This window comes from Paenibacillus aceris (genome assembly GCF_017874035.1).
In the GTDB taxonomy this organism is placed as follows: domain Bacteria; phylum Bacillota; class Bacilli; order Paenibacillales; family NBRC-103111; genus Paenibacillus_E; species Paenibacillus_E aceris.
In genome coordinates this window covers 1-11,242 of the sequence record NZ_JAGGKV010000048.1, presented here as the reverse complement: position 1 = coordinate 11,242, position 11,242 = coordinate 1, and the positions used below count along the sequence as shown (strand labels likewise).

Here is an 11,242-nt window from a genome sequence, read left to right as displayed (position 1 = left end):
AGGAAACGAGCGGAAACAAACGCAAATTAACGTAATTCTAAGGTTACTGTTTCTTACACTGGTAACTCTCCGGAATTAGGGGGTCAAACCGATTTTGGCCAGATTCCCAGTTAGGGGGAACTACAGGGCCTTATTTGCTTCATTTAGCTGATTATTAGCCAAATGTGGACAAATAGCGGATCATAGTTCCCTTTCAGAGTCGGCTAGGCCCTAATATGGATAAATAACGGACCACAGTTCCCTCAGCATTCATATAGGTGTCATCACGATTGCGACGGCGGGATACCTTCCTTGACGGGAAGCATAGGGAGCTAGAGCTTCCTCATCTCTTGGCAAAAGAAGATGAAAGCGGTATACTTTACATTGTTAACGTGTGCATATCAGTGGGACTATATCAATGGGACTATACAAATGAAATGAGGTCGGCGACTATGAAGACGAAGAAGCTTGGAAATGCCGGTTTTGACATCTCGACGATGACATTTGGCTGCTGGGAGCTAGGAGGAGGCCCGTGGGAGTTTACAAACGATCAAAACAACATCGAGCTCATCCGCAAAGCTTTCGAGCTTGGCATCACAACGTTTGATACGGCTGAAGGCTACGGAAATGGCCATTCGGAAGAAATTGTCGGAGCCGCTTTGGCAGATATACGTCAACAATGTATAATCACGACGAAGGTGAGCCGAAGCAATCTAAGTCCTCAGGATGTAAGGAAATCAGCAGAGAACAGTTTGAAACGATTAAAAACAGATTACATAGATATCTATTACATACACTGGCCAAGCTTTGACATCCCGGTACAGGAAACACTTTCGGAATTTGTGAAGCTGAAAGAGGAAGGCTTGATTCGGGCTATCGGCGTTTCCAATTTCTCTCTGGAACAGCTGAAGGAAGCCGTGAGATATGCGCAAATCGATGTGATTCAGCCGGAATACAGCTTGCTGCACAGAGCGATTGAGCAAGAGATTGTGCCTTTTTGCCTGGAGCATAGCATTGGTACGATGAGCTACAGTTCGATTGCGAAAGGGATTCTGACAGGGGCTTTCCATCTTTATGGAAAGACATTGAAGGATGGAGACTTCCGCAAGGAGAGAAGGCTTTTCCTTCCGGAGCATCTGGAGGCGGAGAAGGAACTTCTGGCGGTAATGAAAGAAATAGCAGATTCCAAGGAAGCCAACGTTACACAAATAGCAATTGCTTGGCTGCTTCACCAGGAAGCACTTACTTCGGCTATTATTGGTACACAGGATCAGCATCACCTCGAAAATAATATGAAAGCAGCTTCTCTTTCATTATCTGTCTCTGAGCTAGAAACTCTAAACAAAATTAGCGATCAGGTGCTGTCTGTGATTGGCTATTCTTAACCGCTAAACCACCCCATCGGGTGGTTTTTTTATGGAAAAATATCGAAGCCATTCCAGTAAAAAAACGTTGACTGGAAAAACTTACTACCACGCAAAAGTTGTATCTATCAAATAAACTATGCTAGTCTATCATAGACAAAAAATGCCGAATCTCAGAGCATCGAAAGCTCTGGTACGGGGGACTTCTTTACTTGGGGTGAATGAGCGCTGTTGGCTAAGCGTACTAGGGAAAACCTCTTCCCGAACCCGTCAACTAACCTCGGAGGCTTCAAGGAGGCAAAGTTTTGAAATCTTTTTCTTCACGTCTTATTTGTTCATGCGCAATTTTTTGCGCCGCAGTACCCATGTTTACGGCACATGCCGCTCAGGCCGCTTCCGCGCCATCGGATCGCCAAGTTAAGGTTCAGGTCAATGACGAGCTGTTGAAGTTTCCAGAAGTACAGCCTTACATTGATGACAAGGGCATCATGCAAGTTCCTCTCCGAGTGTTAACTGAGAAGCTGGGCTATCAAGTAAGCTGGAAGAAGCAAGCGGATGAAATCGAGGTCACACTGGTCAACAAGCAGCAGTCGATCTTACTCGTTACAGATCAGCAGCAAGCGATTGTGAACAGTAAAAAGATCAGTATGGAAAGCAGTCCAACCGTGTACCAAGGGAATACCTATGTGCCGCTGCGATTCATTACGGAAACCTTCGGTTCGCCAATTGAATGGAATGAAGCTAATCAGATCGCGATTGTGGATGTGGATGGAAAGTCGCACAAACCGGCTTGGATTGCGCCGCCACCACCACCGGCTCCTAAGGTGGCCGCTCCTGTTGTTCCGTCTGTGACGGAGCAAATCGTACAGACGGCAAACGCCTATATGGGCGTACGTTATGTATGGGGAGGGACGACGCCGAACGGATTTGATTGCTCCGGTTTTGTGCGGTTCGTGTATCAAGCGAAAGGAATCGATTTGCCTCGTACGTCATCGGAAATGCACAGTGAAGCAGGCACGCAAGTCACGGATTTGAAGGCAGGAGACTTAGTGTTTTTCGCTTCAAAAACAGTGAATCACGTGGGCATTTATCTTGGCAATGATCGATTTATTTCAGCGACTACATCCAGAGGCGTGGCTGTGGATAGTCTATCAAGCTCTTATTGGAGCGCAAGGTATGTCGGAGCAAAAAGAGTTCTGTAAAGATGGGACTACCGAACACTTGTTTTCTATGTTCTTTCGATTGAAAGGCATAGATGGCAAGTGTTTCTTTTCGTCTGCGGAATAATGCGATTTTTATCGAAATTTTATGGTTTTTAGCCTATAATGAAGAAATGCTTGGAAGAAAGAAAGAGCAGGTGAACACGAGCGCATGCAATTAAGTGTCTGGAAGAACTGGTTTTATAAAAAGAGACATTCAAGTATAGCAGATAGCATGTATACCGTGGATAAGGGCCCTGCGATGCCAGATGAGGTCCGGGAAGTCATTCAGCAATTTTTTCGTACATACAATCATTTCAAAGGCGCTAGAAGCCTGCAAACGGATACGTTTATTAAAGAAGTATTTTACGCAACGAAGCAAGATCCGAGAGATCAAAGAACAATTGAAGAAATGGAAGCCTATATCCAACATAAGAATGTGCTGCGATTACGGTTGAAATCTTATGTCATTGATGAATATTTAAGTCTAGGCGAGAAGGTATGTATGATTGGAGTTACGCGGGAATTTAGCAACAATCTGAGGAATCGCGTGCTTTATTTTCTTATTAAAGAAGACCAGTCTTGGAAGTTTCACCATATTGCAAGGTCTCATCATGGCACCATTCTGGATAAATTTCAAATCAAAGAACAAACGGGTTTTGTTGTAGGCAATGATAAAGCCGCTCTCCTTTTCCTGACGCACTCCAGTTCCGCAGATGCCTCTACTTTTATAACGGGTGATTATGTGCATGCAGAGGGGTATTTGGAAGTGGAGCATGAGGTGAGCAGCCATTTGTACTACCGGGTTGTTCGAATGAATCGTGTTCATTAGAAGATCAGGATCACGCCACAACCGTGAAGGTAAGCTTTGCTCTGTCGAGTAACGCTTATTTGGCGTTAGGAGAAATGCGCGGTGGGTTAGTGCCGGGTGTTCCTTTTTAATTCACGAAGGGAATAGAAGGTCCCTCTCCAGTAGATCCCGCCTTGTTTCCATGTAAGCCAAACCGACCGCACGATGGTATATACAAGCAGCGAAGCGCTGACAGGAAGCAGATAGGCTTCATCACCTCTCATGCTCATTAGGCGGGACATTAGCTTGCGGTACAGCCAGATTTGCAAAATAACAGTAACCGCATAGACGGCGCCACGCCAATCCCACAAGAGAAGTAGGCCAAGCCATGGGAAAATAAAAAAGCCGAGCTGTCCCAAACAAGCGAGGAACGCGATGCTGTAGCTGTAGCGAAAACCGGAAAAAAGATTTTTCTCCAGCCCGATCACGGCTTCGTTCAGAGAATGGTACCATTCGACCTGCAGCAGGTGTTTGGCGGAAAGCACCCTTTGCCGGAAGCCCGATCTTTTAAGAATAGTGCCTAACTGCAAGTCATCGTCAGGTCTTAATGCGATCGCTCGATGTGTACCAATCGCCTCATAGGCGTTCCGGCTCACCATATTGAAGGCGCCGATTCCGATGCCTGGCCCCCGGGAACTGTCGACATTGGCACGCCAAGGGCGGACGAATAAAGAAAATGAGAACAGGAAGAAATGGACGAAACCTTTGAGCAAAGCACCTCGTGCGATCATATTCGGGGTCAGCGTGAGATGATGTACGTCATTTTCCTTCATATAAGCGACAGCATCGGTGATAGCACCTGGGGCAAAAAGGATATCCGCATCCGTAAACAGCAAATACTGCCCCCTGGCTTGCAGATAGCCTTGATATAACGCATGGTTTTTGCCAAGCCAACCTTCCGGCAGGTGGGTGATGTGAATGATTTGCAGCTTTGTAGGAATGTCCTTTTTGCCTTCGGACCATTTGCGAAGCTCATCTAACCGGACACCGGTAGCATCCTGGGAGCGGTCATTCACAGCGATGATTTCGAGGCGCGGGTAATTTTGGGATAGAAGATGTTGGACGGTTTCGCGTATGGTACTCTCCTCTTCTTTGGCTGCAATAATGACAGATACAAGCGGAGGTTTGTCCGGGGATTTGGCGGATTTAGGCAGGGTACGCAGGGCATGCAGCCCCTTTTGCACATCAAAAGCGACGTAAAGCCAATAAAGGAGCGTCAGGATAGCGATGATACCGAGAGTGGACACAGGATACCTCCTTATGGAAGAATAGAAGTTGATCGCATTATATCATTCATCCTTAGTAGGGGGAAATTTTGCTGAAAGCTTGTAAGGGGAGGAAATGATAGATGAAGGAACCGCGCAGTACGCAGGAGCAATTTTGGAAAAAAATGAATGGCGAACAGTTGGCCTTATTTCTTGAAAGCATTGGTACAACGTTTGAGATGAAGCCGAGTGCGCTTTCTTTTGTATGTATTGGAACAGACCGTTCGACAGGCGATGCTTTGGGTCCGCTAGTAGGAACCAGACTTGCTGAACTTGGGTATCCTCATGTCATAGGGACGCTGGAGGCACCTTGCGATGCCAGTAACATTGCGACGCGGCTGCAGGAAATTCCGCAGGGCAGTGTCGTGATCGCGATAGATGCATGCTTGGGGCAAAAAATGTCTGTGGGCATGTTTCAAGTATCGAATCAGCCTTTAGCGCCAGGGAAGTCGGTCGGCAAAGATCTGCCTCATGTTGGCGACTATACGATTGCCGCAATTGTCAACGTAGATGGACCCAGGCAGTATAATGTCCTTCAAACGACATCGCTTTACAGGGTTATGAACATGGCGGATGAAGTTGCGAAAGCGATTTCGCATGCTTTTCCACTCGAAGAGACAGCTTTAGAAGCAGAATGGAGTGATGAAAATGGGACCAGGCGGAATGGGACGTCTATCCGACAGGGATCGGCCTAAAGCGAAGCTGAAGGATGTTTCGGTCAAACGAATTTTGACATTGTTCCGGGGATACTGGGGACAGTTGCTGGGCATCATCGGGCTGGCGCTGCTTGCGGCTGTGGTCGGATTAATACCGCCTTTGGTGATGAAGGAGATTATTGATAAGGCGATTCCGCAGGGGAGTATGAGGCTGCTCGCTGAGATGGCGATGCTGATGCTGCTGCTTCCAGTCGTGAGCGGTGTGCTGGGGGTATGGCAAAATCATCTCAATACGAAAGTAACCCAAGGTGTTATTCGAGATTTGGGGCTGTCATTGTTTCAAAATTTGCAGCGGCAGTCGATGGCTTTCTACACGGACGCCAGATCAGGCGAGATTGTGCAGAGGATCACGGGCGATGTACAGGCCGTACAAGGGGTCGTCACCTCACTTGTGGTGTCTTCGATTACCCAGCTCGTCATTGTTGCGACAACGATCGGTATTTTGTTTGCCCTTGATTGGAAGCTGGCTATTATCTCTGTTCTGATTCTTCCGCTATTTATGATGCCGGTTAAAAAAGTTTCCAAGCTGCGCAAGGCGCTCCGCATCGAAACACAAAGGGTGCGTTCGGATATTACCTCGCAGCTGAATGAAAACTTCGGCATTTCCGGGGCTTTGCTGACCCGTATTTTTGGCAGGGAACGGCAGCAGGAGGCCGAGTTTAAGGCCATGAACCAGAAAGTGATGGATCTGGAGCTGCGGCTCAATTTAGTCGGCCGCTGGTTCGGAATGGCGACGAGCACGCTTGGACCGCTGGGTACAGCGATCATTTATTTGTATGGCGGTTTTTCGGTTATCTCCGGCACCATGTCGCTTGGAGCGATTGTTGCCTTCGCTGCCTATCTGGGCCGTCTGTATATGCCAGTAGGCACCCTGCTGAACCTGCAGGTCGAGGTGGGGACGGCGCTGGGCGTGTTTCAGCGGATTTTTGAATATCAGGACATGGTGCCTGATGTCATGGATGCTCCAGGAGCGCTGCCGCTGCCCCAGGTCGCTGGGCGTGTGGCTTATAAGCATGTTTCCTTTGCTTATAAGCCAGGACAGTACGCGCTGCAGGACGTTACGTTCGAGGCGCAGCCGGGCGAAATGATCGCGCTCGTGGGACCGAGCGGCGCCGGCAAATCGACGCTGATCGGCATGATCGCGCGGCTGTACGACCCGACGGACGGCATCGTCGAGGTAGACGGCGTGAACGTCCGCGGTGTAAGGCTTGCCTCGCTGCGCTCGCAAATCGCGTACGTGACGCAGGAATCGTTTCTGTTCCACGCGACGATTGGCGACAACCTGCGCTTTGCGCGGGAGGATGCTACGCGTGAGGAGATGGAGGCCGCGTGCCGCCAGGCCTACATCCATGATTTTATCGTGTCGCTCCCCGAAGGGTACGACACGATGGTCGGAGAGCGCGGGCACCGTCTCTCCGGCGGCGAGCGCCAGCGGATCGCAATTGCCCGCGCGATCCTGAAGCGCCCGCGCATCCTCATCCTCGATGAGGCGACCTCGCACTTGGACTCGGAATCCGAGTCCTATGTGCAGGCGGCGCTCGAGGAGCTGATGCAAGGGCGTACGACGCTCGTGATCGCGCACCGGCTCTCCACGGTGCTGGCCGCCGATCACATTCTGGTGATCGAAGCGGGCAGCGTCGTGGAGCGGGGCACGCACCGCGAGCTGCTGGCTCTTGATGGGCTGTACGCACGGCTGTACAGCACGCAGTTCGCCAAGGTTGCCGAGGAGGCGTAGGGGGTGCCCAGAAAGGTCTGGAAAGACCTTTCTGGGGCACCTCTTTTTTTGTTTTTGGTGCTTACAGCCTGCTCGGGCAGGGAGAGGGAACAGAGGTCCGCTATTTAGGCCAAAAACAGGCATGTGGCTGGGGGAAGGGAACTACGGTCCGCTATTTTGCCGTTTTCGGCGAAATGAAGGCCGTTGTGGGCAAATAAGGCCCTGTAGTTCCGCACAAAGCGGGAAGTAGGCGTTTTTTGCACAAATAGAGCCCTGTAGTTTCCCTATCACCCCAATGTCTGGACGGCGGCACCCGAAGTATCTTCCAGATGGCTCCCCATTGCTCCTCCTCAAACACTCTCGATGCTCCACAAGCTCCTCCCTGTTGCTCCTTCCCAAACACTCCCGATGTTGCACAAGCTGCTAAAGTACCACCAATCATTCTCAATACTGCTTCACTTGCTCCTTAAGTAGCTTCCTAATCGCTTCCCTATCACCCCATTGCGGGGGCGCCTCTTTATTGTTGTTGGCGCTTAATTGTGGGGACGCCTCTTTTGCGGGAATAGAAGCGGAGAAAGATTCTTAGTTTGATCCATGGAGGATTTGACGCTTCAACGGCCAAATAGTTGTTATTCCCAATCGATAAATAAGAGGACAAGGAGCCAACGAATGGTAGAGAGCAACCAGGTGCTGGAGGAAATCGTAAGCGATATTGAAGCGAATTTTGGCATAAAGGTAACGAATGCCCATCTGCTCCACAAAGGCTGGTTGAATGTGAAATGGCGGCTAACAACTGTTGGCGGTTTTATTTTTGTGAAGTTTTATCATCCAGATCGGTACAAGCTCCATTTGACGGAAAAAAGAAAAAAGATAGAGATGACTCTGTATGTGCAGCAGCAATTGTTTAAGTCGGGCCTTTCTTGCCCGGAGGTGTACGACTTGGATGGGCGGTTTATTCAAGAGACGCGGAAGGGCCATCGATATGCGGTTATGGGTTGGGTGGAAGGAAGTGTTCCTGAGACCGGCAGCATCAGCCTTTGCCATATGTACGATCTAGGCCAAACAACAGGCCGAATGCATCAGCTGCTTAGGGATATTCCGCTAGCCCGACCCGCATGGGAACCGGATCAGAAGGCTTGCCTTAAGGCACTACAAGCCAACCTTGAGCAAGCGAGGAATGCAAGGAACTTGCCTCTCATTGATTTGTTGGATAAGGCGATTATGAATGTTCAGTGGCTAGATTTTGATGTGTTTGCAGAGAGTCCGATTGGCTGGCTTCACTGGGATCTATGGGCGGATAATCTACTGTTGCATGAAAATGGGGCAGTTACGATCGTTGATTTCGATCGAATGGATGTGGCTTATCCGGAAATCGATATCGCTCGTGCTGTTTTGTCCGGTGCTTGGGAGAGTGAGCGGTTTCGGCTCGATGCCGCCGATTCTTTCTTAAAAGGATACCGGGAACATGCCGCGTTACCTGAAGGAACATTTCTGAGGGCCGTTCAAATGTTGTATCTAATCGAATCCATTTGGTGGCTTCGTACAGAGATCCATGAGGATTCCGGCGTCCCGGCGCGGTTTTTTCGGGAGTTGGAGTGGCTTACTCAGCAATGGGAGCGACTTCCGGAAATATTTTGCCACATTTAGTAAACGTGCGTAATATGGACATGATAAATGGAAATATGAATTCCGATAAGAGGGCAGGATGATGAAACGATTTGTGTGCATATGGGCTGTTATCGTCATGTTGACCGCCGGCTACAATCCGGTTTACGCAGCTGACGGGGCTGAGGCGTTTGATATTGAGAAGGGTGAGGTCATCAAGTCGATCACGCATTCAGCAAGTTTGCAAAGTGAGGTTGGGAAGTGGCTATCTGCTATTGCCGGTCCCGTAGGTTCTTTGAATATCGAGCCTACCAGTGGAATAGCGGTAAAAGTTGAGCTTGCTCCACCATTGAAAATTAACAATCAGTGGGTATCAGGAACAGTTACGCAAGTGGTTTTGTTTGTTAGTCAGTCGCCCTCGTATACCCCAAAGCTTTTAATTTTCACCAAGGAAAATGAGGTAGTCGCTGTAACGCTCAAGTATAATTTCAAACGATTTTTAAAATCGAATGATCTATATCGCCCGCAACTAAACTTGTCTATACCAAACTAGAACTCTTGCATAAGATATATGGAATCGTATGTCTAGCAGGAAGCAGGTGAGGTTCCATGAGAAAAACACAGGTAACCAGATTGGAGAATCAAGTTTATTCGAATCGGGTGGTGAGATCTGAATTCGATAAAAACTGGAGAACGGTGGTAGGGAGCAGCGGATATATCACTTATATCGCGACTGCCAATCAGGCCAAAGTGACTGTTCTGCTGAATAATGGGTTAAGAAAATTAATCATTTTTAATAAAGGTGGAAGAGTGCTTGTCGGCTCCGGAGGCGTTAGCCATTATAGCAAACCCCATGTTGCCAGAGACCTTTAAATCGTTTCGAAAACACAAAGGCTGCCGAGGTTCGGCGGCTTTTTTACGTTCCATATGTGGTACTATGAGAATAACAATTTTTCGTAAAGTAAGGTGATTTGTGTGGAGTTAACGTATTTAAGAACCTTTCGTGAAGTGGCCAAATGGGGAAGCTACACACGTGCCGCAGAAGTGCTTGGCTATGCCCAGTCCAGCATTACGACGCAGATTCAAAAGCTGGAGGAATCCTACGGGGCCGTTCTCGTAGAGCGATTCGGAAGAAGTATGAAACTGACGCTTGCCGGAGAAGCGCTTTTACAATATGCAAACGACATTTACAGGCTCCACGAGGAGTCCAAAGAGGTCGTCTCCCGTCAGTCCAGAGGCATCCTTTCGATTGGCACGATTGAAACGTTAGCCGCCTTTTTTCTCCCGCCGCATCTTCAGACATACAGGCAGCATTTCCCGGATATCAACGTGATGATTCAACCGGGCAACGAGCCCTTCATCATTGAAGCTGTGAAAGAGGGGGCATTGGATGTCGGAATCATTTTAGATCCTCCCTTTGCGGATCCTGAGCTTCATTGCAGCATTTTAAGAGAGGAAGAGCTTGTTATTATCGCTAGTCCTGCACATAAATTTGCCGGAACAAAGGAAGTCTTGATTGAGGATTTGGAAAAAGAATCGTTGATCTTAACGGAAGAGGGCTGCACGTACCGCGCAATGCTGCTCAGGACGCTCAAAAGCAAGCACATTCATTATTCCTTGTCTTACGAGTTTGGGAATTTAGAAGCGATCAAGCAGTGCGTTATGTATGGACTTGGCATTGCTTTACTGCCTCGGATTGTGGTTGCGGAGGATATAGAGAAGGGCCGGGTTGTTGCCGTACCGCTTGTGCATCCCGATTTTAAGTTCTATACGCAGATCATTTATTCGAAGAAAAAGTGGCAGTCCAAAGCGTTCCACGGCTTTCTAGAGGTTCTCGGCGCATCCAATTATCAAAATGAATGAAGTATGGTATCGAATTCTATCGATAACTCCATGGTTTGGGACTGTGGTATAGTCATTTCAAGTCAATCAGAGCTTGAGAACAACACCCAAATGGAGGTCATTAATATGGAGAACCAACCTGTATACTCGCTAGTGCTGGAAACGCCTGCTGCTTCGCCGGATGCTGTACATCGCCATTATATGAATAAACTATCGGTAGAAACGGATGTAGCGGATGTGCGTTACGACATGCAGCATGGGGTGGCCGATTTTGTGCTGATCGATGTGAGAAGCAGTAAGGCGTATGCCGAGTGCCATATCCCGGGAGCGATTAATTTGCCTTCCAATCAAATCGACGAAGTTACAACGGCAGCATTATCTTTATCCAAAGAGCAAGTCATAGTCGTTTATTGCTGGGGGCCGGCCTGCAACGGAGGTACGAAAGGCGCAGCCCGTCTCTCTGGGCTTGGTTTTAAAGTAAAAGAAATGTTAGGCGGAATTGAGTATTGGCGCAAGGAAGGGAACGAGGTAGAGGGCACGTTGGGGCATAAGGCTCCATTAATCGGATAATCGCATACGAGGGGAAAGAGGGCTGCCGATTGGCGGCCCTTACTTTGTGCGACGGGCAGTCGCAACTTTAGCGGATATACGCTATGAGCAACGAATACAAACGACGATGACGTTACCTTGGTAAATACGAGTCGAGAG

General features: G+C 48.6%; 11 protein-coding genes and 1 riboswitch. Of the genes, 10 read left to right on the top strand and 1 reads right to left on the bottom strand.

All coding sequences use genetic code 11. The features are described from left to right. Positions 1 to 431: 431 nt before the first annotated feature. From J2Z65_RS34735 to J2Z65_RS34725, 3 genes are all read left to right on the top strand, one after another. Positions 432 to 1,364: an aldo/keto reductase gene (locus tag J2Z65_RS34735; protein WP_167067284.1), complete on the top strand. Its 933-nt coding sequence runs from the start codon at positions 432 to 434 to the stop codon at positions 1,362 to 1,364. 133 nt (positions 1,365 to 1,497) lie between these two features. Continuing rightward, positions 1,498 to 1,647: riboswitch (cyclic di-AMP (ydaO/yuaA leader) on the top strand. 1 nt (position 1,648) lies between these two features. Then, positions 1,649 to 2,545: a C40 family peptidase gene (locus J2Z65_RS34730; protein WP_240160042.1), complete on the top strand. Its 897-nt coding sequence runs from the start codon at positions 1,649 to 1,651 to the stop codon at positions 2,543 to 2,545. Positions 2,546 to 2,714: 169 nt separating this feature from the next. Further along, positions 2,715 to 3,374, top strand: coding sequence for a hypothetical protein (locus J2Z65_RS34725; protein ID WP_167067287.1), 660 nt, complete (start codon positions 2,715 to 2,717; stop codon positions 3,372 to 3,374). 86 nt (positions 3,375 to 3,460) lie between these two features. Here the strand turns inward: J2Z65_RS34725 and J2Z65_RS34720 are convergent, their stop codons facing one another. Beyond that, entirely contained in the window at positions 3,461 to 4,639 is a 1,179-nt protein-coding gene (locus J2Z65_RS34720) for a glycosyltransferase (protein WP_167067290.1), read from the bottom strand. 101 nt (positions 4,640 to 4,740) lie between these two features. On the opposite strand from J2Z65_RS34720, the gene yyaC reads away from it, so the two are divergent. The 7 genes from yyaC (at position 4,741) to J2Z65_RS34685 (ending at position 11,104) form a co-directional block, all read left to right on the top strand. Further along, positions 4,741 to 5,352 carry a spore protease YyaC gene (gene yyaC / locus J2Z65_RS34715; RefSeq protein WP_167067293.1) on the top strand — a complete coding sequence of 204 codons (612 nt, stop codon included), beginning with the start codon at positions 4,741 to 4,743 and terminating at the stop codon, positions 5,350 to 5,352. Further along, complete coding sequence (locus J2Z65_RS34710; RefSeq protein WP_240160043.1) at positions 5,306 to 7,108, top strand: ABC transporter ATP-binding protein; 1,803 nt, start codon at positions 5,306 to 5,308, stop codon at positions 7,106 to 7,108. Before yyaC ends, J2Z65_RS34710 begins: the two co-directional genes overlap by 47 nt. A 648-nt stretch (positions 7,109 to 7,756) precedes the next feature. After that, the gene (locus tag J2Z65_RS34705; RefSeq protein ID WP_167067299.1) at positions 7,757 to 8,734 is read left to right on the top strand and encodes a phosphotransferase enzyme family protein; all 978 of its coding nucleotides are present in this window, start codon (positions 7,757 to 7,759) and stop codon (positions 8,732 to 8,734) included. 58 nt (positions 8,735 to 8,792) lie between these two features. Then, positions 8,793 to 9,245 (top strand): hypothetical protein, encoded by a 453-nt coding sequence (locus J2Z65_RS34700; protein WP_167067302.1) that lies wholly within the window; start codon positions 8,793 to 8,795, stop codon positions 9,243 to 9,245. A gap of 56 nt (positions 9,246 to 9,301) precedes the next feature. Further along, positions 9,302 to 9,565 carry a hypothetical protein gene (locus J2Z65_RS34695; RefSeq protein WP_167067305.1) on the top strand — a complete coding sequence of 88 codons (264 nt, stop codon included), beginning with the start codon at positions 9,302 to 9,304 and terminating at the stop codon, positions 9,563 to 9,565. A 102-nt stretch (positions 9,566 to 9,667) separates the two neighbouring features. Continuing rightward, entirely contained in the window at positions 9,668 to 10,555 is an 888-nt protein-coding gene (locus tag J2Z65_RS34690) for a LysR substrate-binding domain-containing protein (protein WP_167067308.1), read from the top strand. Between the two features lie 105 nt (positions 10,556 to 10,660). Further along, a complete protein-coding gene (locus tag J2Z65_RS34685) occupies positions 10,661 to 11,104 on the top strand; it encodes a rhodanese-like domain-containing protein (protein WP_167067311.1) in 444 nt (147 codons plus the stop codon). Positions 11,105 to 11,242 lie beyond the last annotated feature (138 nt).

Bases quoted from the DNA above. Each gene is read 5' to 3' on its own strand.
- J2Z65_RS34700 (WP_167067302.1), top strand. From the start codon at position 8,793: ATGATGAAACGATTTGTGTGCATATGGGCTGTTATCGTCATGTTGACC.
- J2Z65_RS34695 (WP_167067305.1), top strand. From the start codon at position 9,302: ATGAGAAAAACACAGGTAACCAGATTGGAGAATCAAGTTTATTCGAAT.
- J2Z65_RS34710 (WP_240160043.1), top strand. From the start codon at position 5,306: ATGGGACCAGGCGGAATGGGACGTCTATCCGACAGGGATCGGCCTAAA.
- J2Z65_RS34735 (WP_167067284.1), top strand. From the start codon at position 432: ATGAAGACGAAGAAGCTTGGAAATGCCGGTTTTGACATCTCGACGATG.
- J2Z65_RS34705 (WP_167067299.1), top strand. From the start codon at position 7,757: ATGGTAGAGAGCAACCAGGTGCTGGAGGAAATCGTAAGCGATATTGAA.
- J2Z65_RS34685 (WP_167067311.1), top strand. From the start codon at position 10,661: ATGGAGAACCAACCTGTATACTCGCTAGTGCTGGAAACGCCTGCTGCT.
- J2Z65_RS34725 (WP_167067287.1), top strand. From the start codon at position 2,715: ATGCAATTAAGTGTCTGGAAGAACTGGTTTTATAAAAAGAGACATTCA.
- yyaC (WP_167067293.1), top strand. From the start codon at position 4,741: ATGAAGGAACCGCGCAGTACGCAGGAGCAATTTTGGAAAAAAATGAAT.